The following is a 23,515-nucleotide window of genomic DNA, read 5'->3' as shown; positions in this document are numbered from 1 at the left end:
AACGGACTAGTCGGTGATCAGTCGAGCCGAAGATTCCTCACGCATGCGCGCCAGCCGGTTCATCGTCCGCTGACCGCGGCGGTCGAGCTCACGGCTGTCGATCCAGCCGTTCGCGTAGTACCGGTAGTCCTGCGCCAGCGCCACCAGTTCCGCGAGGTAGTCGGCTGACCTGCGCCGTCGCTCCTCGTCGAACGCCGCCAGCAGCGGCAACTGGGTGTCCACCACCTCGTCGAGCAACTGCGCGGACCGCAGCGCTCTCCTGGAACGCCACCTCCGAGTAAGGCTCACGCGCCGCACCTCGTCCTTCGCCCCGACCTGCCGCACCTTAGGCGTGGATTTCTCGCCCGTCGATGCTGCATTCGTGGGAGAAGGTCCTGGCGTTACCGGTTCGTGTCCCACACCATCCAAAAGTGGTGCTATAGGACCCAAACGAGATGGCTCAGGCGGCCGACTCGGTGCCGGTGAAGCGGGCGACGCGGTCCGCGAGCTCGCGGGCCTCGGGGTTGTTGCGGCGCTTCTCGGCCTCTTGACGAAGCGGCTCCATGCGCTGCTTCGTGCGCACCGACTTGAGGCTTTCCGACAGGTCGACGGCCTGGCGACCGATCTTGGCGCCGTGGTCGATGTCGCCCTCGAGCAGGTGGTTGATGGCCATCGAGGTCAGGTTGAACGAGCGGCTGCGCGCGTACTCGTCACCGAAGTTGTTGATCGCCTTGGACAGCGCAGGAATGGCGGTCCTCGTGTACTTGGCGTCCACCGTCTGTGCCAGCTCCGTGTGCACCGTGCCGATCATGGACGAGAGGCCGATCTCGTTGAAGAACTTGGCCCAGGCTGGGGCTTCGGTGACGTTCGCGCGGGAGAACTCGTCGCGCGCGCGGCCGAGCAGCTTGAGCGCCTGCTCGTCGGAACCCATCTTCGCGTAGGCCCAGGCCTCGTTCGCGCACAGGATGCCCACCGCGAGCTTGGAACCCGAGTTCTGCGCGGCCAGCTGACCCAGCTGGAACACCTTCAGCGCGTCGTCGGGGGCGTTCTGGTGCAAGTAGACCCGGCCCATGCGGTACAGGATGTTCGCCATCAGCGCCTCGTTCTCACCCTGCTTGGCGAGGTCGAGCGCCTGACCGAAGTGGTTGCGGGCCGAGTCCATCAGGCCCGTGTCGAACGACGTCCAGCCGGCGAGGTTGTGCAGGTCGGCCAGCGCGACGTAGAGGCGCTGACGAACCACGTCCGTTGAGCTCGCACCGAGCATCTGCTGTCCCCAGGACAGCTGGGCGACCACCGCGTCGCGGCAGGAACCGCCGCCGTACTGGTAGTCCAGGGCACGCAGAGCCCGCGTCGCCGCTTCGACCTGGCACACATCGGTCATGCCGATGCGTCCCGGAGCCGGAGTCTGTGTGGGGTGAGAAACCCACGACCCGGAGTCCGCTCCGAACACGGCCGCGCCCACTGTCACGGCGGCGGCGTGCGCGAGGAACTTCCGACGCTTCACCGACTCGTCCTCCTCAGGATGGGGTGAGTCCGCAGTTGCGGCCACCCTCACTGCCGTTGTCTCGTCATAGGCGAGACCCATGTATCCACGTGGGACACCCAAGCCAATGGCGATCCGCGTCAGGACGTCATATGCCATCACCTGGCGTCCCTTGAGGATCTCCGAGACTTCGGACTGCGACTGCCCAGTGAGCGCCGCGATCTGGCGCTGGGACACGCCGTGCCGTCGGAGCAGCCGGTAGACCGAGCTGATCTCTCGTCGGGCCAGTGCGTCCCGCATCTCCTGCTGGTCCCACACCTCGGCGGGAATCGGAGAGCCCTGGGAACTCATGGTGTTCATCGCGCACCCTCACAGTCCGTTGGGCGTCATCGGCAGACTAGGGGCAGGTCCCCGAGTCGAGAAGTCCTCTTCGGCGGAGCTGATCGGCTCTACCGAACACCGCCTACCGCTCACCGTAAGACTTCCACCGGTCAGCGCTGTGACGTCCCGTTCCGGCATGAATCATCGCAATCTAGATTCCGGTAAGCGAGTGAGCACGGAGAGGAACGACCGATAGTGGACAGCTCCTCCCCAAGCTCCACCTCCATTGTGGAGACGGGTGACACCGAATCCACATGGCGCGGCACGACCGGGCAGCGTCGGACGTGGCAGATCAGCTGCGGCGACGTGGTCGACCGGGACCGCCAGCTCACCGTGAAGGTCGTTCAGGGCCAAGTGGTTCTGGTCGGACCTCCCGGGGAGACGGCAGTCTTGTCCCACGACCAGCTCGTACAGCTCAGGGCTGCGCTACGCGAAGCCGCCGACCAGGCGGAAAGGTGACGGTGAAGTTGTGGACGCGATCCTCGGACAGGTTCTTCGCAACGCTGTGTGGGAACGTCTCGACCTGCTCACGGAGCTGGCGAGCCGCGCTGACGCCCCGTCCCTCCTGTCGGTGGCTCGATCCGAGCTCCCTCGGCTGACCGAGGGATGGCGTGCTCTGCTGGCAGCGCACGAGCCGGACGAGAAGGGCAACTGCCCCGAGTGCTCCGGTCGTTGGCGCCAGCAGAAGTCACCTTGCTCGGTGTGGCGCGCCGCGTACGAACACCTGGTTGCGGGCGGACTCGCCCCGCGCCCGGCTCGCCACCTGCGCGAGGCTCCGGTGACCCCTCCTGTCACCAGGACCCGCCGCGCGGTGGCTCGAGCCCACTAACGGGCCTTTGCGACTGACCTGGCGTCCCCCCGACACGACCAGGTCTGCAAACGGCCTACTGACCGGTGGTCCGCGATGTGCGAACCCCCGACCGCTACATCGCGGACCCCGGTCAGCTCAACAACTCCACAGATTCCCGCGGGCCGGTGACGTGCACCTACCCTCCCCGACCGTCGTCGGCCCGCGGTCACCAACCACGGCCCTTGTCTGCACCTCCCGCGCAGGCAAGGGCCGTTTTCATTGCCTGCTAACGGTGGGTGCCGGTCTTCCAGGTCAGGTATGAGGTCAGGGTCGGAAAGAGCCTGCCGGAGATCTCGAACGCCTTGAGCTGCCACGGGAAGAGGTGCTCGGCGCGTTCCTTCTCCACGGCGTCGACGATCGCCTTCGCGCACTGCTCCGGCGTGACCGTGGGGATGAGCTTCGCGATCGCCGGGATCCGTTCCTCGGCGCCAGGGTTGTTGTTGAAGTACTCGCTGGAAACCTTGCCCGGGATGACCTCGCTGATCCCGACCCCGGTGCCGCGCAGGTCGAGGCGCAGAGATGCGGTCAAGCCGCGCAACGCCCAGCGCGATGACTGGTAACCAACGCAGCCGGGAATCGGCAGCCGCGACACCGGCGAGTTCACGTTGACGATCCAGCCGGACCGCCTGGCCCGCATGGCTCCCAGGTACTCCCTGGTCAGCAGCAACGCCGCCAGGTACGGCACCGAGGTCATCGTCTGCAGCTCGTCGGCCGACGTGTCGTCGAGGAACAACCAGCGGCCCACACCGGCGTTGTTCACCAGCACATCCGGCGTTTCCACGCTCTCGGCGAGCGCGTGGATCTCCGCGGCGTCCGACAGATCCGCCACGTGAGCGGTCGCCGAGCCGCCGAACTCGGTGATCCGTTTGACCTGTAGATCAAGCAGTTCGGCGCTCCGGGCCACAAGGTCGACGTGCGCGCCTCGACCAGCGAACCGGAAGGCAGCCTCCGCCCCGATCCCCTGGGACGCTCCCGTGACCAGAACCCTCTTGCCGGACAGACGCATCAGACCACCGATCGCACTCGACTCATCAACACCGCCGCCAGCGTCGTCGCCAACGCCGACACCGCGAACAAGCCGCGGTAGCCACCCAGGTTGGCCAGGATCAACGCCGTCAGCAAGGGTGCGATGACCTGCGGCAACGCGTTGGCCACGTTCAGCACGCCCAGGTCCTTGGCCCGATCTGACGCCGCCGGCAGCACCTGGGTGAGCAACGCGATCGCGACCGCCCAGTACGTGCCGAACCCGACGCCGAGCAACGGGGAGGCGATCAGCACCGCGGTCCAGGTCGGCCAGATGACCAGGATCAACGCCGCCAGCGCCATCACGACCGAAGCACCGTAGACATACGGCTTCCGACGCCCAGAACGATCACTTCGTGCGCCGAACAGCACCGCTCCTGCGGCGAGTGCCACCCCGTAGAGCGCCATGAGCACGAGCAGACCGTCCTCCGGCGACGGGTGGTGGACCACGTCACCGAGGAAGTAGAGGAGGTAGAGCGTCCCGAACGCGTTGCCGAGGTTGATCATCAGGTGACCACCCCAGGCCCACGCGAAGTCGGGGTGCTCACGCGGTGAGATCCAGAACGTCGGCTTGACCGGCTTCACGATGAGCTGGGTGTCTGGCGTGCGGAACACGAAGAAGATCGCGCCCGCCAGCACGATGACCGCGCATGCCAGGTAGCCGGCCGGCAGTCCGCTGACCAGCAACGTCACCACGACCGCGCCCAGCACGGTGCCGAGCATCTGGCTGATGCCGATGAGCCCGCCGACCTGCGCCCGTTGCTCGACGGGCACGCGGTCCGGAACAGCCGAGGTCAGCGCGGCGAGCATGCCGCCGATTCCCGCCTGCACCAGACACCAGCCGATGGTCATCACGACGACCGACGGCGCGTTGGCGAGCACGGCGAGACCGACGGCGCCGAAGATGGCGCCGGCCAGCGTCCACGGGTGGCGACGGCCGAACCGCGAGGTCGTGCGGTCGGACAGGAACCCGATCAGCGGCACCACGACGAGCGACACCAGGCCGCCGAACCCGGTGACGATGCCGAACACGAGCTCCTTGTTCCCCTTGTCCAGCAGCTCGGCCTGCTGCGGCAACAGCACCTGGATCGGCGCGTAGACCGCCAGCCACAGCCCCAGGTTCGCGCAGAACAACCACGCCATCCACCCGCGGCGGACGCGCACCACCGGTTCAGCGAGTGCCTCACTCACCACTGATCACCTTTCTGTACCAGTGGAACGAGTCGCGCGGCGTGCGTCGCTGCGTCTCGTAGTCGACGTGCACCAGGCCGAACCGCTGCGAATAGCCGGCTTCCCACTCGAAGTTGTCCATCAGCGACCACACGAAGTAGCCGGAGACGTCCGCTGCCTGCGCGGCCTTGAGGTGTCCGTCGAGGTAGGAGACCCGTGCGGCGTCCTGGATCTCGTCAGGGAAGCTGCAACCGCTCTCGGTCACGTACACCGGCGGCAGGTTCGGGTGGCGTTCGCGGAGCGTGTTGATCATCTCGGTCAACCCGGACGGCACGATCGGCCAGCCGAAGCCGGTCTTCGGGTACTCGTCGATCTCCACCAGTTCGAACGGCAGCGGGTTGCCCTCTGACGGGTTCTTCAGCCGCGTCGGGTTGTAGTAGTTGACGCCGTAGAAGTCGAGCGGCTGGTGGATGACCTGCAGGTCTCCGTCCTCGACGGGCAGAAGATCGGCGACTGCGTCGGGATATCGGCCCGACAGAACTGGGTCCGCGTACAACCAGTTGTGGATTTCGCTGTACGCCTCGGCAGCTGGTAGGTCGTTCGGCGCAGCCGGCCAGGCAGGCGTGTGGTTGTTCGCCGTGCCAACCGCTTGGGCGTTGAACGACCGGAGCACCTCGACCGAACGCCCGTGAGCGAGGTTCAGGTGGTGGGCGGTCGGCAACGCGTCGAAGAGCAACGTCTTGCCAGGGGCGTGCTCACCGATCGCATAGCCCTGCAACGTCACCATGGCTGGCTCGTTGATCGGGATCCACATCTTCACCCGGTCGGCCAGGCGGTCCGCGACCAGCGCGGTGTAGTCGGCGAACCGGTCGGCGATGTCCCGGTTCAGCCAGCCGCCCTCCGCTTCGAGCTCGAGCGGCGTGTCCCAGTGGTACAACGTGACCACGGGGGCGATTCCGACGTCGACGAGCGCGTCGACCAGGCGGTCGTAGAAGTCGAGGCCCTCGGAGTTCACCGGGCCCTTGCCGGTGGGCTGGATGCGCGGCCACGCGATCGAGAACCGATACGCGTTCACGCCGAGCTGCGTCATGAGCGCAACGTCCTCGCGCCACCGGTGGTAATGATCGCAAGCAACGCTGGCGTTGTGGTTCTCGTGTACCGGAGTGAACTCGTCCCACACCGAGGGACCACGACCGCCTGCACTGAACGCGCCCTCGATCTGGAACGCGGACGTCGACACTCCCCAGAGGAAGTCGCTCATCGATCCTCCAAATGTGAAACTTGTTCGGATCGTAGGCGTGTTGACAGGTTCAGGGAAGTGAAAAGGCCGTACAACAGGCAAGATGGAAGCACCCGAACTACTGGGAGTCGCCGTGACGAGCACCACCCCGCTCCGCCGCCAGCCCGTCCAGCAGCGCAGCGCCAAGAGAGTAGAGCGAATGCTCGAGGCCTGCGCGACCCTCATCGACGAGGTGGGCTACGACGGCGTGACCACGACGTTGATCGCGGAGAGAGCGGGTGTCGCGGTCGGTTCGCTGTACCAGTTCTTCCCGGACAAGAGAGCCGTCGTGCAGGCGCTGACACTGCGCAACGTCGACAGGTTCTCCCAGGGCATCACCGAACGGCTCGAGCAGGCGACGCTCGAGCACTGGTGGGACGCCGTGGACACGGTGTTCGACGTCTACGTGACGATGCACCGCGAGATCCCCGCGTTCGGGAAGCTGCACTTCGGTGACGTCGTGGACATGCGACTGCTCGACGACCGCCGCGACAACAACGCGGTCATCTCCGACAAGATCTCCGAGCTGATCTCGGGCAAGTTCGGAATTCCGATGGGCGAGGTCGGGCTGCCGATCGCGATCGCCGTCGAGGCCGCCGACGCCGTGATGAAGATGGCGTTCCGCAAGACCCCGATGGGCGACCAGGCGATCCTCGGCGAGGCAAGGGCGCTGGTCAGGGGCTACCTGTCCTCGCGCCTGCCGGCTTAACCGAAATTCCTGCGCTCGCCGCGGTACGTGGGCACGGTCCGCTCGATGCGGTCGCCGTGCACCAGGTGCACCTCGTCGAACCGCTCGAACAGCTCGCCCGCCTTGGCGTGCCGCATCCAGACGCGGTCACCGATCCTCAGGTGCTCAGCCGCCTTGCCGGTGACCGGCGTCTGCACCTCGCCGGCGCCCTCGAGGCCGAGCGTCTTCAGCCCTTCCGGAAGGTACGGCGACGGCTGCCGGTCGGGCGTCGGCGTGCCGGACGCGATGTACCCGCCGGCGAACAACGTGGCCGTGTGCTTGTTCGGCTTGCGCACCACGGAGAGAGCGAACAACGCGGCAGGTTCCGGCTTGAACGCCTGGTACCCGTCGAACAGCGTCGGCCCGAAGAGTCCGGAGCCGGCCGCGAGCTCGGTGACCGACGGGTCACTTCCGGTCAGCTCGAGGCTTCCGGTGCCGCCACCGTTGACGAACTCCAGGTCGACGACCTGCCGCACCGCGCTCACCACGGCGGTCCTGCGGTGAATCAGCTCAGGCCCGGACCGCGCCTGGATGAACCGGATCCCGAGCGCACGCAGCGGCTGACCAGGCGGGTTGTCACCCAGCCCGGCGATCTGTCCCTCGTACGCCATGACGCCGACGAGCTTGAAGCCACGCCGTTGCGCGATCTTCGCGGCAAGGGCCTTCGCCTGCTGCGGCGTGTGGATCGACGAGCGGCGCGGCCCGATGTGGACACCGGGCAACGGCCGCCACGACACGTCCAGCTCGAGGCACACCCGGATGTCCGAGTGCGGCCCGATCGCCGCGTCCACGAAGTCCAGGTGCTCAGTCGAGTCGACCATGATCGTGACGCGCTGACGTGCGGTTTCGTTGGCCGCGAGTTTCTGCAGGCTGGCGCGGTCCGCCGTCGGGTACGCCACCAGCAGGTCTTCGCTGACGTTCTGCTCGGACAACCACAACGCCTCAGCCAGCGAGTAGCACATGACCCCTTGGTAGCCGGGCCGTTCGAGCGCCCGGCTCACCAGGTCGCGCACCCGGATCGACTTGCTCGCCACCCGGATCGGATGACCGGCAGCGCGACGGGCGAGGTCCGCCGCGTTGTGGTCGAAGGCGTCCAGGTCGACGATCGCGAACGGAGGATCCAGATCCTTCGTCGCGGCATCGAGTCGGTTTCTGCGCATGCACTGACGGTACGTCGTGAACCCTTGAAACGTGAAGAGCTTTCACTTACGTTACTCGCAGGTCACACTCTCTCGTGGAGGTCCGTGTGTGGACGAACTGGGCTAGAACCGCGTCGTGCACGCCAACGCGCGTCGTTCACCCGTCCTCCACTGACGAGATCGCGGCAGCGGTCACCTCAGGAAACCGTGTCCGCGCGCGGGGCAGCGGTCACTCGTTCAACGACATCGCGGTCGCGCCGGAAACTGCGCTCGACCTGGACCGTTGGACGGGAATCGTGCGCGCGGACACGGAATCCGGCCTGGTGACCGTACGCTCCGGCACCCCGCTCTGGGCGTTCAACGCCGACCTGCACCGCCTCGGCCTCGCCATGCCGAACCTGGGCGACATCGACGCCCAGACCGTCGCGGGCGCGGTCTCGACCTCGACCCACGGCACCGGCGCGAAGCTCGGCGTCCTCGCCACCGCGATCGCCGAGCTGGAACTCGTGCTGGCAGACGGTTCGGTCGTCACCTGCTCGCGCTCCGAACGCCCGGACCTCTTCAACGCTGCCCGCGTCGGCCTCGGCGCACTGGGCGTCATCAGCACGATCACCCTGCAGTGCGTCCCGTCGTTCGTCCTCCAAGCGTCGGAGGCACCGGGCCGGCTGGACGCCGTGCTGGAGCAGTTCGACGATCTCTGCGCCGTCGAGGACCACGTCGAGTTCCACTGGTTCACCCACTCCGACCGCGTGATCCTCAAGCGCAACAACAGGATCAGCGAACCGGCCAAGCCGCTGTCGAAGTTCCGGCAGGCCTGGGAGTACGAGGTCATGGAGAACACCGCGTTCGGCGCGGTGTGCAAGGTGGCCAAGACCTTCCCCCGCTACACCAGCCGCCTCAACGAACTCTGCGGCTCCCTGATCTCCGAGCGCTCCTACTCCGACTACTCCCACAACGTCTTCGTGACGCCTCGCCGGGTGAAGTTCGTGGAGACCGAGTTCTCGATCCCGCGCGAAACCCTGCTCGACGTCATCGGCGAACTCCGCGAGGTCGCGGGGAAACTCGGCGAACGCGACCACCTGATCGTGCCGTGCGAGGTGCGCGTCGCTCAGGCCGACGACATCTGGCTCTCCACGGCGAGCGGCCGCGACACCGCCTACATCTCCATGCACCAGGCGCTCGGCATGCAGTACAAGGCTTTCTTCGACGCCTACGCCAGCATCGCCGCGTCAGTGGGCGGCCGCCCGCACTGGGGCAAGATGCACGACCTCACCGCCGAGCAGCTCCGCCCGTTGTACCCGCACTTCGACGACTTCCTGCGGGTGCGGGACGAGGTCGATCCAGGCAGGACGTTCACGAACCCCTACCTGGACCGGGTGCTCGGCTAGAGAACAGCGCGAACGGCGTCGGCGACCGGCGTCTCGCCGTTCGTCAGCTCCAGCGTCTTGCCGATCGTCCCCGGAGCGTTGAGCAACTCCGCCAGCACAGCGGCGACATCCGCACGCGTGACGGACGACCGCGGCAGTCGTGGCGCGCCGATCGTGACCAGACCGGTCGGCGCGTCGTTCACCAGCGGTCCGGGCCGCAGGATCGTCCAGTCCAGATCACGTGGCTTCAGGTCTTCCTCGGCCAATCCCTTGGCCCGCAGGTAGACCGCGAACTCGGGATCCGTCGAAGGCGAGTCAGCGGCCTCGATCCCGACCGTCGACACCTGAAGGAACCGCCGCACCCCGCTCTCGACAGCAGCAGAGGCGAAGAGCGCGGCCGCCCCGTAGTCCACGGTGTCCTTGCGGGCGTTTCCAGACCCCGCTCCAGCACCAGCCGCGAACACGGCGGCATCAGCACCGTTCAAATACGCCGCGACCGAGTCCACATCAGCGGACTCCAGGTCGCACAACACCGGAACAGCTCCGGCATCGGACACGTCAGCAAAATGGTCAGGGTTGCGGACCAGGGCGGTGACCGCGTCTCCACGGGTGGCCAGCAGCTGCTCGAGAAGCAGCGCGATCTGCCCGTGTCCGCCGGCTATGACTACTCGCATGGCCCCGACGGTAGATCAGGAAGCGGTGGCGAGCACCTGCTCGTAGACCAGCTCGTTGACCCAGCGGGTGATGGCGGTGTCCTCTGCGGGCACGTTCTCCTGGCGGCCGGACACGTCGACCGAGAGGTCCTTGTCGTCGTCGGCCAGCAGGACCGAGACGCCGTAACGGCGGACGCGCGGCAGGCAGTTCGACAGGTAGTCGTGCGAGAAGGCGACCGACTCCGGCAGGACGACGGCTGCGTTGCCGTAGCGGGAGAAGGGGACGGCGGACGCGAGCGCGGTGCGCCAGTGGCGGGCGACGGCCAGGACGCCGACGATGCGCACGGCGGCCGGCGGGACGCGGCCTTCCATCTCCGGCCACACCCACGTGGAGACGGTGGTCTTGTCGGCCTCGGGGCCCGCACCCACGCACACGCGCTCGGCGTGGGCGTCGGCGAGCAGTTCGGCCACGACGACGACCTTGCGGCCCATCAGGACCATTTCGGGGAGAACCACACCGTGCCAGCCGAGGCGGATCGCCGCTGCGGCTGCCAACTCCTCGACGGACGCGGGCAGTTCCGGAACCGGGAGCGCGGTCGTCGACAAACCGTTCGAGCTGTCGAGGGCCGCGATCCTTGCTGGGGTGCTGCTCACGCCAGTGCCTCCTCGTCACCCGCGGCGGGCGATCCGCCGCGTTTCGACTCGTGCTCTGCATAAGGATTAGCAGGAAGCGCACGGCCCGCTCCCAGGTCAGCGCACCCCCTGCGATCGACGGCGCCGACCGGTCGGTGACCGGTCGAAGAGCGGCGCGGGGAGTTCGGTCCTACGGTGCTGCCGTCTGGGTGACGTTAATCCGGATGGACGCACCAAAAGAGCTGCTCAGAGTGGGTGCGCTACGCGTGAGGGCAAAACGGCGGTGAGCGGCGCCGGTCACCGTCCGTCGACCGTTCACCGCGCCAGAACGACCACCTACATGATGATCACGGTCTTGCCAGGCCCGTGACCTGCGAAAACATCAACAGCCTCGCGCAACGGCACCCGGCGGGCGATCGGCACCGAAAGGTCCCCCGCCTGCACCATCGACGCGAGCCGCACGAGCGTTTCGCGCGACCCCTTCATGCCGAAGTTCTGCGCCTTGTCGCTGGAGACGTAGTTGGTGTTGAAGGCCAACGGCGCGTAGCGCGCGTTCGCCTCGAACGACGAACGGTCGGTGCTCACGAGGTCGATCAGCGCGTCGGCCTCCACAAGAGAGTCGCCACGACCGATCGGGATCACCCGCTTGCCGGCCGCGCGCGCGATCTGGACAGCGAACGACCCGACACCACCGTTCGGTCCGATGATCAGCACAGATTCCGCCGAACCCAACGACTCGACCAACTGAAGTGCTGTCATACCCGCGGTCGGCAATGCGGCGGCAACTGCGGGATCGAGGTCTTCCGGCAACGGCGCCAACGCGTTCCCGGCCGGAACTGTGACGTACTCGGCGTACGTTCCGCGGCCGACGGGATGGTGGAAGAAGGTGCCGAAAATCCTCTCTCCGGAACCAACCACCTCACCCGCACCATCAGTTCCGGGAACCAACGGGAACACGTGCTCGGCAGAACCGCGGAGCATCCCGTTCAGAACTTTGCGGTCGAACGGGTTCACACTCGCCGCGAACAACCGCACCGCGAGCTCGTTCGGGCCCGCTTCAGGCTCCGGAAGCTCCACGAGTTGGAGCTGTGCACCGAAATCAGGTGCGCCTATCGCCCACATGCCGACCCCCGAACGAGTGACAGACATCACCTGTTGGATCAAGGAATCCGATACTGCCGATCAACGAAAGAACCCCTCTCGCGGATTCCGCGAGAGGGGTTCGATCTGTCTTTCGATGGGCAAGGGGGGAGTTGAACCCCCACGTCCTTTCGGACACACGGACCTGAACCGTGCGCGTCTGCCATTCCGCCACTTGCCCCTGGAGACGTTGGGAACACTAGCACGCGTCGAAACCAGGTTCCTAATCGCCCCCTGTAGGCGGAGTCGTACCCGGATACGATCGGTACAGGAGCCCGTCCGAGCGGAAGGAGTTGACGTGGGCCTGCAACGTTTCGAACGCAAGCTGGAAGGTCTGGTCGGCAACACCTTCGCGCGCGTGTTCGGCGGCAACGTGGTGCCCCAAGAGGTGGCACAGGCGCTGCAACGGGAGGGTGACAGCAACATCCGCGAACTCGCGGGTGGCAGACTGCTAGCCCCCAACCACTTCACCGTGCTACTCGGACCGCAGGACCACGAACGTCTTGCGGGCGATGAGCAGGATGAACTACGCATCACCCAGCTACTCGCAGAGGGCCTGCGGGAGCACCTGGCCGAGTCCGGATGGGATACCTATGGTGACGTCGTAGTCTCCCTGGAGCGCTCCGAGGCGCTGCACACCGGACAGTTCCGAACCAGCTCGTCCGTCGACCCCGACGTGAAAGCGGCCAGCCGACGGTCAGCACAACCTCGCACCGCAGGAGACCGACCCATGAGCCAGCCACCCGGCTACGGACAAGGACAGGGCCAGCCCGCCCAGGACCCTTATGGTCAGGGCGGCTACGGCCAGCAGGGCTACGACCAGCAGCAGCAGGGCTACGGCCAGCAGCAGGGTTATGGCCAGCAGGGTTACGAACAGGGCTACGGCCAGCAACAGGGCTACGACCAGGGCTACGGCCAGCAGGGCGGCGGCTACGGCGCCGGCCAGCCGGGCTATGACCAGGGTTATGGCCAGCAGCCGGGCTACGACCAGGGTTACGGCGGCGGCCAGCAAGGTGGCCAGCAGGGCTATGACCAGGGCTACGGCCAGCAGCAGGGTTACGGCCAGCAGGGCTACGACCAGGGGTACGGGCAGCAGCAGGGCGGCGGCTACGACCAGGGTTACGGCCAGCAGGGCGGGTATGACCAGGGTTACGGCCAGCAGCAGGGCTACGGCCAGCAGGGCGGCTACGACCAGGGCTACAACCAGGGCGGATACGCCCCGCCGGCGACCCAGGGCGCGAACCGTCAGCTGAACGCGACGCTGCACCTCGACGACGGATCCAACCGGACGTACAACCTCAAGCAGGGTGGAAACGTCGTAGGACGTGGGCAGGAAGCCGACTTCCGCCTCCCGGACACGGGAGTCTCCAGGCGCCACCTGGAAATCTCCTGGGACGGGCAGAATGCGATGCTCGCTGATCTCGGTTCGACCAACGGCACCACGGTGAACGGCACGCCAGTGCAGACTTGGCAGCTCGCGGAAGGCGACGTCGTCCGCATCGGCCACTCGTCGCTGGTCTTCCGCACCGCCGGCTAGTGGTCGACATGGGCGTCGGTAAGCAACTCAAGGCAGGAGCGGTTACAACCGGTGCAAGAGCTGGTGATGCAGCTGACCAGAGCGGGCTTTCTCGTGCTCCTCTGGCTCTTTGTGCTGGCCGCCCTACGTGTGGTCCGCTCTGATCTCTACGCAGCCTCAGGGCTCCGGGCGTCAGGTCTGCCCGGATTCCGGAGGTCCGAGAAGTCGGCGAAGGGAAGCAAGGCGCCCCGGCAACTCGTGGTCACCCACGGGGCGCTGACCGGCACCCGCATCTCGCTCGACGGCAGGCCGATCCTGATCGGCCGCGCAGACGACTCCACTCTCGTGCTGGACGACGACTTCGCGTCGACCAGGCACGCGAGGCTGTCCATGCGCGGAACCGACTGGTACGTGGAGGACCTCGGTTCCACGAACGGCACCTATCTAGACCGAGCCAAGGTCACCGCACCCCTGCGCGTACCGCTCGGCACCCCGATCCGCATTGGCAAAACGGTGATCGAGCTGCGCTCATGACCTTGGTTCTTCGATACGCGGCCCGCAGCGACAGGGGCCTGGTTCGCAACAACAACCAGGACTCCGTGTACGCGGGCCCCCGCCTGCTCGCAGTCGCCGACGGCATGGGTGGCCACGCCGCCGGTGAAGTCGCGAGCAAGGTGGTCATCGCCTCGCTGGCCCACGTCGACGACGACGAGCCGGGCGACGACCTCCTCGGCAAGCTCCGCGACGCGGTCGCGGCCGGCAACGGCGCCATCTCCGAGCTCGTGACGAGCGACCCGGACCTGGAGGGCATGGGCACCACGCTCACGGCCATCCTGTTCGCGGGCAATCGCCTCGGGCTCGTGCACATCGGCGACTCGCGTGCGTACCTCCTGCGGGAGGGCACCTTCGCGCAGATCACGCACGACGACACGTTCGTCCAGTCGTTGATCGACGAGGGCCGGATCACGCCGGACGAGGCCGCCACGCACCCGCAGCGCTCGTTGCTGCTGCGCGCGCTGACCGGCCACGACTTCGAGCCGAGCCTCACCGTGCGCGAAGCGCGGTCCGGGGACAGGTTCCTGCTCTGCTCGGACGGTCTGTCCGGCGTCGTGAGCCTGGAGACGCTCGACGAGGCGATCCGCATCCCCGACCCGCAGGCCTGCGCGGACCGGATGATCGAGCTCGCGCTCAAGGGCGGCGGCCCCGACAACGTCACGGTGATCGTGGCGGACGTCGAGGACGTCGACTTCGGCGACGACTACCCGATCGTCGGCGGCGCGGCCGGGGACGGCAGCGAGGAGCACAACGCCCCGCCGGACTCCGCGGCGTCCAGGGCGAGCGCGCTCACGCAGCAGCGCCCGCCGATGCCGCAGCGCATGGAGGCACCGCCGCCACCGCCGCAGGACCCGAAGCGCAAGAAGCGCAACGCCATCAAGGCGTTCGCGATCATCTTCGTGCTGCTCCTGCTGACGGCTGTCGTCGCGGTCGGCGGCAAGCTGTGGCTCAACACCCAGTACTACGTCGGCGCCACCGAGGACGGCCAGGTCGCGATCTTCCGCGGTCTCAACGGCTCGGTGCTCGGGTTCAAGCTGTCGTCCAAGGTCGAGGGCTCGTGCCCGCCCGGATCGACGGGCTGCTCCGAGATCACGCTGAAGGACCTGCAGGAAGGTGGTCGCAAGACCATCACCGCGGGCATCCGGAGTGACAACGGGATCGACGGCGCGCGCGCCGCGGTCAGGTTGCTGCGCACGGAGCACATGCTGCCGTTCTGCAAGGACACGTCGTCAACGTCGACGACGACGACCAACCCGACCAGCCCGGCGAGTCCCACGAATCCGTCCAGCACGTCCAGCACGCCTCCGGCGAACGGATCGACCCCGGACACCGGGGCCACCGAACCGTCGCCCACCCCGACGGGGCAGAAGGTCGGCGTGGAATGCCGGGAGGGTCCGTAGTTGATGGGCTCGCCCGTCCCCACCGGGGAAGGCTCACCAGGCGCGTCGGTGGCGACGAGCACGTCGCCGGGACTGCGAGCGCCGACGAGGCGCGGCACCGAACTGGTGATGCTCGCGTTCGCCGCCGGAATCGTGACGCTGGCGCTGATCCTCGTCGAACTCAACCAGGAGCGGTCGCTGAGCCTGAGGATCCTCTGGCTCGGTCTCGCATATCTCGGTCTCTTCGGCGCCGCCCACCTCGCCGTGCGCAGGTGGGCGCCCTACGCCGACCCGGCGATCCTGCCGTGCGTCGCACTGCTCAACGGCCTCGGTCTGGTGGTCATCCACCGGATCGACCTGGCGCTCGAGGGCACCGTCTTCCCGGACGGCTCGACCTGGGACCCGGTGGCGTTCAAGCAGGTCGTCTGGACCGCGATCGGGTTGTTGCTGTTCGCGGCCACGCTGAAGTTCCTCTCCGACCACCGCACGCTGGCCCGGTTCGGTTACACGTTCGGCCTCGTCGGACTGGTCGCGCTGCTGCTGCCCGGTGTCCTGCCGGGCTTCATCGCTCCGACGATCAACGGCGCGAAGATCTGGCTGCGCATCGGCCCGCTGTCCATCCAGCCGGGTGAGTTCGCCAAAGTCCTGCTGATGGTCTTCTTCGCGGCGTTCCTCGTCTCGAAGCGCGACCTGTTCACGACGGCTGGCAAGCGGTTCCTCGGCATGGATCTGCCGCGTGCCCGCGACCTCGGCCCGCTGTTCGCGGCGTGGGGCGTCACGGTCGCGGTCATGGTGCTGCAGAAGGACCTCGGCTCCTCGCTGCTGTTCTTCGGCATCGTGCTGGTGCTGCTGTACATCGCCACCGAACGCGCGGCGTGGGTCGTGCTCGGTCTCGGCCTGTTCTCCGGTGGCGCGGTCATCGCGTGGAAGCTGTTCACGCACGTCCAGCAGCGCGTGGCGAACTGGCAGGACCCGATCGGCCGCTACGACGTGGTCGGTGGCGGCTACCAGATCTCGCAGTCGCTCTTCGGCCTCGCGACCGGCGGCATCGGTGGTGCCGGCCTCGGTGCGGGCCGCCCGGAGATGATCCCCGAGGCGAACACCGACTTCATCACCGCGGTGATCGGCGAGGAGCTCGGGTTCGTCGGCCTCGCGGCGGTGCTGCTGGTCTACATGGTCCTCGCACTGCGCGGCCTGCGCGGCGCGATCTCGGTGCGCGACAGCTTCGGCAAGCTGCTCGGCGGTGGCCTCGCGTTCGCGCTCTGCTTCCAGGTGTTCATCATCGTCGGCGGTGTCACGAAGCTGATCCCGATGACGGGTATCACCGCACCGTTCCTGTCCTACGGCGGTTCGTCGTTGCTCGCGAACTACATCCTGGTCGCGTTGCTACTGCGAATTTCTGCCGCGGCGAGGGCTCCACAGCGGGCACCTAAGCCGAAACCGCAACAACCGGCTATCGCCGACCAGCACACTGTGATGGTGGAGCGTCCCAAATGAACACACCGCTCCGCCGCGTCGGCATGGCCATGATGGTCATGATCGTGCTGCTCCTGGGCAATGCCACGTGGGTGCAGGTGATCAACGCCGACGAGTGGCGCCTGAACACCTACAACCGCCGCGTGCTGCTCGACGAGTACGCCCGCAAGCGCGGTCTGATCACGGTCGCGGACGGCACGGTGATCGCGGACGTCAAGGAGACGACTGACCGTCTCCGGTTCCTGCGCACCTACAACAACGGCAAGGTGTACGCGCCGGTCACCGGGTACCTGTCGGTCACCTACGGCACCTCCGGCATGGAACGCGCCGAGAACGACCTGCTCAACGGCTCGGACGACAGGCTGTTCGCCCGCCGCGTCTCCGCGCTGATCACCGGTCGCGACCCGGTCGGCGGCAACGTCCAGCTCACGCTCGACTCGAAGGTGCAGCAGGTCGCGTACGACCAGCTGACCGCGAAGGGCTTCACCGGCTCGGTCGTCGCGATCAAGCCGGCCACCGGCGAGATCCTCGCGATGGCGAGCACGCCGTCCTACGACCCGAACGTGCTCGCGAGCCACGACTCGGACGAGCAGGCGTCGGCGTGGAAGCAGCTCACCGCCAAGGACGCGAACGACCCCCTGATCAACCGCGCGACGCAGGCCCTCTACCCGGCCGGTTCGACGTTGAAGACCATCGTGGCCGCGGCCGCGCTGGCCGACGGCAAGAACAAGGACACGCAGTACACCGCCGCGGGCACCATCAAGCTGCCGCAGAGCACGACGGACCTGCCGAACTTCAACGGCCAGCCGTGCGGCCCCGGCCAGACGGTGTCGATGGAGACCGCGCTCGCCAAGTCGTGCAACACGGCGTTCGCCGAGATGGCCGGCCAGGTCGGCGCGAACAAGCTGCGCAGGCAGGCGGAGAAGTTCGGCTTCAACGACTCCGGGCTCAAGGTGCCGCTGCCGGTCGAGACCTCGACGCTCGGCCCGATCCCGGACGACGCGGCGCTCTACCAGACCGGCATCGGCCAGCGCGACGTGCAGATCACGCCGCTGGAGAACGCGGTGGTGGCGGCGACGATCGCCAACGGCGGCGAGCGGATGCAGCCGTACCTGGTGTCGAAGATCCTCGGCCCGGACCTGAAGGCGATCGACGAGACCGACCCCGACGAGGTCGAGACCGCGATGAGCAAGGACAACGCGGCCGCGCTACGCGACATGATGATCCAGTCGGAGATCAACACCGGCGGTGAGGGTCGCAACAACAACATCCAGATCGCGTCGAAGACCGGTACCGCCGAGCACGGCAGCGACCCGTTGAAGACCAAGCCGCACGCCTGGTACATCGCCTTCGCCCCGGCGCAGAAGCCGGAGATCGCGATCGCGGTGATCGTGGAGGACGGTGGCGACCGCGGTCTGGGTGCCACCGGCGGCAAGGTCGCCGCACCGATCGGGCGCGCCGTGATCAACGCGTACCTGGTGGGTCGCTGATGCTCACCAAGGGCCAGCTCCTCGCCGACCGCTACCGCCTCACCAGGCGGATCGCGGTCGGTGGCATGGGCGAGGTCTGGGAAGGCGCCGACGAGCGGCTCGACCGCCGGGTGGCCGTGAAGGTCCTCAAGGCGGAGCTCTCCGGCGATCCCGAGTTCCTGCACCGCTTCCGCGTCGAGGCGCGGATGACGGCGTCGCTGAACCACCCCGGCATCGCGTCGGTGCACGACTACGGCGAGACCGCGTCCGTCACCGACGGACCGGAGGACACGGCGTACCTCGTGATGGAGCTCGTCGAGGGCGAGCCGCTCGCGACGATCATCTCGCGCGGCCGGCTGACCGCCGACGTGACGCTGGATCTGCTGGAGCAGACCGGAAACGCGTTGCAGGCGGCCCACGAACGCGGCCTCGTGCACCGGGACGTGAAGCCGGGCAACATCATGGTCACGCCGTCGGGGAAGGTGAAGATCACCGACTTCGGCATCGCGAAGGCCGTGGACGCGGCACCCGTGACACGGTCCGGCATGGTCATGGGGACCGCGCACTACATCGCACCCGAGCAAGCTCTCGGCGGCGAGGCCGAACCGGCGAGCGATGTCTACTCGTTGGCAGTGTGTGGTTACGAATGCCTTGCGGGGCACCGGCCGTTCCTGTCGGACAACGCGGTGACGGTCGCGATGATGCACATCCGCGACATGGCGCCACCGTTGCCGCCGGACGTGCCACCGGGTGCGCGGGCGCTGATCGAGGCGACGCTGGTGAAGGACCCGCGGCAGCGCTACCGGACGGGTGGCGAGTTCGCCGCCGCCGTGAGCGCGGTGCGGGTGGGCCAGCCGTTGCCGACGCCGTCCGGGTTCACGATGCCGCAGATGGTGCAGGTGCCGCAGCAGCAGATGGCACCGCAGATGGTGCCGCCGCCCGTGCAGCAGATTCCGCAACAGGTTCAGCAGGGGCCGCCACCGCCGCAGGTCTCGCAGCCGCTGCCGGTTCCGCCGCAGATGCAACACCACCAGACCGGACCGGTACGTCCCGGTACCCATCCCGCGATGCAACCGGCGCACCAGACCGGGACGTTCGCGCCGATGCAGGCACCACCGGCGAGAAACCGGACCGTCGTTTGGGTTATGGTCGCTGTCCTGGTGACCGTGCTGCTGGTGCTCGGCGTGGTCGTCCTGTGGAAGTTGACCGTGAAGCCGAACAACGGCAGCGGACAGGGTGGCCAGACGACCACCTCGAGCTCGGCGAACCCGAACTCCCCGGCGAACGGGCAGGCGAAGCCCGACACCGCCGATCGGATTCCGGGCAACGCGCCGAAGCGGATCGACGAGGACGACTACATCGGTCGTTCCGGCGACCAGGTCAGCAAGGACTTGATCGACCACGGCTTGGAGCCCAGGGTGCAGAGCCCGCAGGGCACAGCGCCGGGCGACCTGAAGAAGTGCCGGGTCACCGCCATCGCGCCGACAGGCGACGTGGCGATCGGCTCGCAGGTGAAGGTGACGTGCACGCCATGAGCAAGACCAGAACCGAGTTGGGAACACCGTCGACGAGGAGCGGGACGAAGCACCGATGAGCACTCCGCGACTGCTCTCAAACCGCTACGAACTGGGTGAGACCCTCGGGTACGGCGGCATGTCCGAGGTCCACAAGGGGCGGGACGTCCGTCTCGGCAGAGACGTGGCGATCAAGGTGCTGCGCGCTGACCTCGCCCGCGACGCCCAGTTCCAGGAACGGTTCCGCCGCGAGGCGCAGAACTCGGCTGCACTGAACCACCCTGCCATCGTCGCGGTGTACGACACCGGCGAGACGCAGACCGAGTACGGCCCGCTGCCGTACATCGTCATGGAGTTCGTCGACGGCCGGACGCTGCGCGACATCGTGAAGACGCAGGGCCCGCTGTCGGGCAAGCGCGCGATGGAGGTCATGGCCGACGTCTCGGCCGCGCTCGACTTCAGCCACCGGCACGGCATCGTCCACCGCGACGTGAAGCCGGCGAACGTGATGATCACGAAGTCCGGTGCCGTGAAGGTGATGGACTTCGGTATCGCGAGAGCCATACACGATGGTCAGGCCGCGGTCACCCAGACCGCCGCGGTCATCGGCACGGCCCAGTACCTGTCGCCGGAGCAGGCGCGCGGCGAGTCCGTCGACGCACGTTCCGACGTCTACGCCGCCGGCTGCGTGCTCTTCGAACTGCTGACCGGCGAACCGCCGTTCACCGGCGACTCCCCGGTCGCGGTCGCGTACCAGCACGTGCGGGAAGACCCGAAGGCCCCGTCGCAGCTGAACCCGAAGGTGTCGCCGCAGCTCGACGCGATCGTGCTGAAGGCGATGTCCAAGGGCCCGGCGAACCGCTACCAGTCGGCCGCGGAGATGCGCGCCGACCTGGTGCGCGTGCTGTCGGGTCAGCGTCCGTCCGCCCCGGCCGTGATGACCGCCGAGGACCGCACCGCCGTGATGAACGAGCAGGCGCGCACTCCTCGCACGCAGGTGATGTCCGGTGGTGGTGGCAGGCACCGCCCGGCGGCGTTGAAGTCGGAGCCGGAGGACGACTACGACCCGATCGCCGACGAGGAAGAAGAACGGCGCGCCAAGCGCAAGAAGGCCATCATGATCACGCTGGTGGTCATCCTGTGCGTGGCCGTGCTCGGCCTCGCCGCGTGGATCACCTCGAACCTGATGAACTCCAGCAGCCCGACCACCGACAAGACCTCGGTTCCGTCGCTCGTCGGCCGCAGCCCCTTGGAAGCCAAGGAGCTGATCACGAAGGCCGGCCTCGTGCCGCAGCAGCAGGACGTCGCCTGCGAACCCGGTGCGAACGGCGCGACGGCCCCGTGCACGTCCGACCAGATCTCCAAGGTGATCAGGACCGACCCGCCGGACGGCTCGCAGGTGTCGAAGGGCTCGCAGGTCACGATCTTCGTCGGCGCGCCTCCCGGTGAGGCAGCCGTTCCTGACCTGAAGGGCAGGACGGCGCAGGAAGCCCAGGCGATCGTCGACAAGGACCCCGGCGGCTTCAAGCTCGTGCAGAGCCAGGAGTCGGTCGAGGTCGACGACGCCAAGCTCCAGGGCAAGGTGGCGAACCAGAACCCGGAGTCCGGTCTGAAGCTGAAGAAGGGTGGGACGATCACCATCCAGCTCGGCAAGGCACCGGACAAGCAGAACGTGCCGAACGTCGTGGGCAGCACCGAGGACGACGCCCGCACGACGCTCCAGGGTTCCGGCTTCAAGGTCAACGTCCGGCAGGTCGACAGCGCCAAGCCCGAGGGCCAGGTCGTCGCACAGTCCCCGACCGGCAACAGCAAGGCGCTCAAGGACTCCATCGTCACGCTGGACGTCTCCAAGGGCAACCAGATCGAGATGCCCGACCTGTCCGGCCTGACCCAGAAGGAAGCCGAGAACAAGCTCAGGTCGCTGGGCTGGAACGGCAACCTCAACGTCGACCAGCAGCAGGTCAACAGCCCGCAGCAGGACAAGACGGTGCTCTCGCAGAACCCCGGCAAGGGTCAGGCGATCACCAAGGGCGCGTCCGTGACGATCACCGTCGGCAAGTTCGGGATCGTGACAACCTAGGTTTTCGGCTTTGCGGGGCGGCTTCCTACTCGGGAGCCGCCCCTTTTGTTCACTGGCGAGCGGCTGCGGCGAGCGTGCGCATGCCGTTCTCGAGCTGCGCGACCGTCGCCTCGGGAACCTCGTAGCCGCAGACCTTGAGCCAGTTGGCGAGCATCCGGTGGCCGCCGTCGGTCAGCACCGACTCCGGGTGGAACTGCACACCCTCGACCGGTAGTTCCTTGTGGCGCATGGCCATCACGATGCCGGTCTCGGTCTTGCCTGTGACCTCGAACTCCGCCGGAATCGTCTCCGGCAGCACCGTCAGCGAGTGGTAGCGCGTCGCGATGAACGGCTGCGGCACACCGTCGAGCACACCCTTGCCCTCGTGGAAGACGATGCTCGTCTTGCCGTGCAGCAGTTCGGGCGCGCGGTCGACCGTGCCGCCCCACACCACACCGATGGCCTGATGGCCGAGGCACACGCCGAAGACCGGTTTACCGGTGTCGGCACACCGCTTGATCACGTCGATGCTCGAGCCTGCCCGCTCCGGCGTACCGGGTCCTGGGCTGACGAGCACGCCGTCGACCTTCGCGATCTCGTCGAGGTCCACCTCGTCGTTGCGCCGCACGATGCACTCGGCACCGAGCTGGGCCAGGTACTGGACCAGGTTGTAGACGAAGCTGTCGTAGTTGTCGACCACGAGCACGCGCATGTGGTGAGCCTAGTCGGTCGCGTCGAGTGAGTTAGCTCTCGTCTGAGACAAGGTAAGGCTTCCCTAAAATAGGTGTCATGAGTCATCCCCTGCGCGTCGCGGTCATCGGCGCCGGTCCGGCCGGTGTGTACGCGGCCGACATCCTGACCAAGTCCGACGTCGACGTGCGGATCGACCTCTTCGAGAAGCTGCCGGCGCCCTACGGCCTGGTCCGCTACGGCGTCGCCCCCGACCACCCGCGCATCAAGGGCATCGTCGGTGCGTTGCAGAAGGTGCTCGACAAGCCCTCGGTCCGCTTCTTCGGCAACGTCGAGTACGGCGTGGACATCAAGCTCGACGACCTGCGTTCCCTCTACGACGCGGTGATCTTCTCGACGGGCGCATCCTGCGACCGCCCGCTGGACATCCCTGGCATCGACCTGCCGGGCAGCTACGGCGCCGCGGACTTCGTGTCCTGGTACGACGGCCACCCGGACGTGCCGCGCACCTGGCCGCTGACCGCTACCTCGGTCGCGGTGCTGGGCGTCGGCAACGTGGCTCTGGACGTGGCGCGGATCCTGGCGAAGACGGCCGACGAGCTGCTGGTGACCGAGATTCCCGCGAACGTCCACGAAGGCCTGGCCTCCTCGCCGGTCACCGACGTGCACGTGTTCGGCCGCCGCGGCCCGGCCCAGGCGAAGTTCACGCCGTTGGAGCTCCGCGAGCTCGACCACTCGCCGTCCGTCGAGGTGATCGTCCACGCCGAGGGCATCGAGTTCGACGAGGCCTCGCTGGCCGCGATCCGTTCGGACAAGCAGGTCTCCATGATCGTGAAGACCCTGCAGGAGTGGGCGATCCGCGACGTGGGCACTCGCCCGCGCCGCCTGCACCTGCACTTCCTGGAAGCACCGGTCGAGGTGCTCGGTTCCGACCGTGTCGTCGGCCTGCGCACCGAAACCCAGGAGCTGACCGGCGACGGCAACGTCCGCGGTACCGGCGTCTTCACGGACTGGGACGTCCAGGCCGTGTACC

Annotated in this window: 21 protein-coding genes and 1 tRNA gene; 11 read left to right on the top strand and 11 right to left on the bottom strand. The window is 67.4% G+C overall.

Translation table 11 applies throughout. The features are described from left to right. Window positions 1–6: 6 nt before the first annotated feature. Together UK23_RS19765 and UK23_RS19760 are read right to left on the bottom strand one after the other, a co-directional pair. On the bottom strand, window positions 7–288 hold the full coding sequence (locus UK23_RS19765; RefSeq protein WP_089949382.1) for a hypothetical protein: 282 nt from the start codon (window positions 286–288) through the stop codon (window positions 7–9). 151 nt (window positions 289–439) lie between these two features. Beyond that, window positions 440–1,822, bottom strand: coding sequence for a helix-turn-helix transcriptional regulator (locus tag UK23_RS19760; protein ID WP_045313044.1), 1,383 nt, complete (start codon window positions 1,820–1,822; stop codon window positions 440–442). A 490-nt stretch (window positions 1,823–2,312) separates the two neighbouring features. On the opposite strand from UK23_RS19760, the gene UK23_RS19750 reads away from it, so the two are divergent. Then, the gene (locus tag UK23_RS19750; RefSeq protein WP_035909125.1) at window positions 2,313–2,672 is read left to right on the top strand and encodes a hypothetical protein; all 360 of its coding nucleotides are present in this window, start codon (window positions 2,313–2,315) and stop codon (window positions 2,670–2,672) included. A gap of 247 nt (window positions 2,673–2,919) precedes the next feature. Here the strand turns inward: UK23_RS19750 and UK23_RS19745 are convergent, their stop codons facing one another. The 3 genes from UK23_RS19745 to UK23_RS19735 are packed head-to-tail and all read right to left on the bottom strand — an operon-like array spanning window position 2,920 to window position 6,147. Beyond that, window positions 2,920–3,699 (bottom strand): SDR family NAD(P)-dependent oxidoreductase, encoded by a 780-nt coding sequence (locus UK23_RS19745; RefSeq protein ID WP_045313043.1) that lies wholly within the window; start codon window positions 3,697–3,699, stop codon window positions 2,920–2,922. Continuing rightward, window positions 3,699–4,859, bottom strand: a complete 1,161-nt coding sequence (locus UK23_RS19740) for an MFS transporter (protein ID WP_082114807.1) — start codon at window positions 4,857–4,859, stop codon at window positions 3,699–3,701. Before UK23_RS19740 ends, UK23_RS19745 begins: the two co-directional genes overlap by 1 nt. A gap of 40 nt (window positions 4,860–4,899) precedes the next feature. Continuing rightward, window positions 4,900–6,147, bottom strand: a complete 1,248-nt coding sequence (locus UK23_RS19735) for a GH1 family beta-glucosidase (protein WP_045313042.1) — start codon at window positions 6,145–6,147, stop codon at window positions 4,900–4,902. 82 nt (window positions 6,148–6,229) lie between these two features. Between UK23_RS19735 and UK23_RS19730 the strand changes: the two genes are divergently transcribed. Then, window positions 6,230–6,874 carry a TetR/AcrR family transcriptional regulator gene (locus tag UK23_RS19730; RefSeq protein WP_045313041.1) on the top strand — a complete coding sequence of 215 codons (645 nt, stop codon included), beginning with the start codon at window positions 6,230–6,232 and terminating at the stop codon, window positions 6,872–6,874. On the opposite strand, the gene UK23_RS19725 is transcribed toward UK23_RS19730, so the two are convergent. After that, window positions 6,871–8,052 carry an amino acid deaminase/aldolase gene (locus tag UK23_RS19725; protein WP_045313040.1) on the bottom strand — a complete coding sequence of 394 codons (1,182 nt, stop codon included), beginning with the start codon at window positions 8,050–8,052 and terminating at the stop codon, window positions 6,871–6,873. The two genes, UK23_RS19730 and UK23_RS19725, sit on opposite strands and share 4 nt — an antisense overlap. Before the next feature lie 74 nt (window positions 8,053–8,126). Here UK23_RS19725 and UK23_RS19720 point away from each other — a divergent pair, with 74 nt between their 5' ends. Beyond that, entirely contained in the window at window positions 8,127–9,419 is a 1,293-nt protein-coding gene (locus tag UK23_RS19720; RefSeq protein WP_156213238.1) for a D-arabinono-1,4-lactone oxidase, read from the top strand. Here the strand turns inward: UK23_RS19720 and UK23_RS19715 are convergent. The 4 genes from UK23_RS19715 to UK23_RS19700 form a co-directional block, all read right to left on the bottom strand. Beyond that, complete coding sequence (locus tag UK23_RS19715) at window positions 9,416–10,072, bottom strand: NAD(P)H-binding protein (protein WP_045313038.1); 657 nt, start codon at window positions 10,070–10,072, stop codon at window positions 9,416–9,418. The genes UK23_RS19720 and UK23_RS19715 overlap by 4 nt on opposite strands. Before the next feature lie 15 nt (window positions 10,073–10,087). Beyond that, a complete protein-coding gene (locus UK23_RS19710; RefSeq protein ID WP_045313037.1) occupies window positions 10,088–10,705 on the bottom strand; it encodes a hypothetical protein in 618 nt (205 codons plus the stop codon). A gap of 315 nt (window positions 10,706–11,020) precedes the next feature. Continuing rightward, entirely contained in the window at window positions 11,021–11,761 is a 741-nt protein-coding gene (locus UK23_RS48775; protein WP_052684822.1) for an NADP-dependent oxidoreductase, read from the bottom strand. Between the two features lie 161 nt (window positions 11,762–11,922). Beyond that, window positions 11,923–12,005: transfer RNA gene (locus tag UK23_RS19700), tRNA-Leu, on the bottom strand. 117 nt (window positions 12,006–12,122) lie between these two features. Here UK23_RS19700 and UK23_RS19695 point away from each other — a divergent pair. The 7 genes from UK23_RS19695 to pknB are packed head-to-tail and all read left to right on the top strand — an operon-like array spanning window position 12,123 to window position 21,813. Beyond that, on the top strand, window positions 12,123–13,361 hold the full coding sequence (locus tag UK23_RS19695) for a DUF3662 and FHA domain-containing protein (RefSeq protein WP_045313036.1): 1,239 nt from the start codon (window positions 12,123–12,125) through the stop codon (window positions 13,359–13,361). 51 nt (window positions 13,362–13,412) lie between these two features. Then, entirely contained in the window at window positions 13,413–13,874 is a 462-nt protein-coding gene (locus UK23_RS19690; RefSeq protein WP_045313035.1) for an FHA domain-containing protein FhaB/FipA, read from the top strand. Next, window positions 13,871–15,295 carry a PP2C family protein-serine/threonine phosphatase gene (locus UK23_RS19685; protein WP_045313034.1) on the top strand — a complete coding sequence of 475 codons (1,425 nt, stop codon included), beginning with the start codon at window positions 13,871–13,873 and terminating at the stop codon, window positions 15,293–15,295. The genes UK23_RS19690 and UK23_RS19685 overlap by 4 nt, the downstream gene beginning before the upstream one ends. Window positions 15,296–15,298: 3 nt before the next feature. Next, window positions 15,299–16,771, top strand: a complete 1,473-nt coding sequence (locus tag UK23_RS19680; protein ID WP_045313033.1) for an FtsW/RodA/SpoVE family cell cycle protein — start codon at window positions 15,299–15,301, stop codon at window positions 16,769–16,771. Then, complete coding sequence (locus UK23_RS19675; protein ID WP_045313032.1) at window positions 16,768–18,240, top strand: peptidoglycan D,D-transpeptidase FtsI family protein; 1,473 nt, start codon at window positions 16,768–16,770, stop codon at window positions 18,238–18,240. The genes UK23_RS19680 and UK23_RS19675 overlap by 4 nt, the downstream gene beginning before the upstream one ends. Continuing rightward, the gene (locus UK23_RS19670) at window positions 18,240–19,754 is read left to right on the top strand and encodes a serine/threonine-protein kinase (protein WP_045313031.1); all 1,515 of its coding nucleotides are present in this window, start codon (window positions 18,240–18,242) and stop codon (window positions 19,752–19,754) included. Before UK23_RS19675 ends, UK23_RS19670 begins: the two co-directional genes overlap by 1 nt. A 55-nt stretch (window positions 19,755–19,809) precedes the next feature. After that, window positions 19,810–21,813 carry a Stk1 family PASTA domain-containing Ser/Thr kinase gene (gene pknB / locus UK23_RS19665; protein WP_045313030.1) on the top strand — a complete coding sequence of 668 codons (2,004 nt, stop codon included), beginning with the start codon at window positions 19,810–19,812 and terminating at the stop codon, window positions 21,811–21,813. Between the two features lie 49 nt (window positions 21,814–21,862). On the opposite strand, the gene UK23_RS19660 is transcribed toward pknB, so the two are convergent. Continuing rightward, a complete protein-coding gene (locus UK23_RS19660) occupies window positions 21,863–22,504 on the bottom strand; it encodes an aminodeoxychorismate/anthranilate synthase component II (protein WP_045313029.1) in 642 nt (213 codons plus the stop codon). 104 nt (window positions 22,505–22,608) lie between these two features. On the opposite strand from UK23_RS19660, the gene UK23_RS19655 reads away from it, so the two are divergent. Beyond that, window positions 22,609–23,515, top strand: a 907-nt coding sequence (locus UK23_RS19655; RefSeq protein WP_045313060.1) for an FAD-dependent oxidoreductase, incomplete at its 3' end; no start/stop codon positions are given.

The sequence above is a fragment of the Lentzea aerocolonigenes genome, assembly GCF_000955955.1.
In the GTDB taxonomy this organism is placed as follows: Bacteria; Actinomycetota; Actinomycetes; order Mycobacteriales; family Pseudonocardiaceae; genus Lentzea; species Lentzea aerocolonigenes_A.
This window is presented reverse-complemented; position numbering and strand designations above follow the sequence as displayed.

Bases quoted from the DNA above. Each gene is read 5' to 3' on its own strand.
- UK23_RS19760 (WP_045313044.1), bottom strand. From the start codon at position 1,822: ATGAACACCATGAGTTCCCAGGGCTCTCCGATTCCCGCCGAGGTGTGG.
- UK23_RS19745 (WP_045313043.1), bottom strand. From the start codon at position 3,699: ATGCGTCTGTCCGGCAAGAGGGTTCTGGTCACGGGAGCGTCCCAGGGG.
- UK23_RS19740 (WP_082114807.1), bottom strand. From the start codon at position 4,859: ATGGCGTGGTTGTTCTGCGCGAACCTGGGGCTGTGGCTGGCGGTCTAC.
- UK23_RS19735 (WP_045313042.1), bottom strand. From the start codon at position 6,147: ATGAGCGACTTCCTCTGGGGAGTGTCGACGTCCGCGTTCCAGATCGAG.
- UK23_RS19730 (WP_045313041.1), top strand. From the start codon at position 6,230: ATGGAAGCACCCGAACTACTGGGAGTCGCCGTGACGAGCACCACCCCG.
- UK23_RS19725 (WP_045313040.1), bottom strand. From the start codon at position 8,052: ATGCGCAGAAACCGACTCGATGCCGCGACGAAGGATCTGGATCCTCCG.
- UK23_RS19715 (WP_045313038.1), bottom strand. From the start codon at position 10,072: ATGCGAGTAGTCATAGCCGGCGGACACGGGCAGATCGCGCTGCTTCTC.
- UK23_RS19685 (WP_045313034.1), top strand. From the start codon at position 13,871: ATGACCTTGGTTCTTCGATACGCGGCCCGCAGCGACAGGGGCCTGGTT.
- UK23_RS19680 (WP_045313033.1), top strand. From the start codon at position 15,299: ATGGGCTCGCCCGTCCCCACCGGGGAAGGCTCACCAGGCGCGTCGGTG.
- UK23_RS19675 (WP_045313032.1), top strand. From the start codon at position 16,768: ATGAACACACCGCTCCGCCGCGTCGGCATGGCCATGATGGTCATGATC.
- UK23_RS19670 (WP_045313031.1), top strand. From the start codon at position 18,240: ATGCTCACCAAGGGCCAGCTCCTCGCCGACCGCTACCGCCTCACCAGG.
- pknB (WP_045313030.1), top strand. From the start codon at position 19,810: ATGAGCACTCCGCGACTGCTCTCAAACCGCTACGAACTGGGTGAGACC.
- UK23_RS19660 (WP_045313029.1), bottom strand. From the start codon at position 22,504: ATGCGCGTGCTCGTGGTCGACAACTACGACAGCTTCGTCTACAACCTG.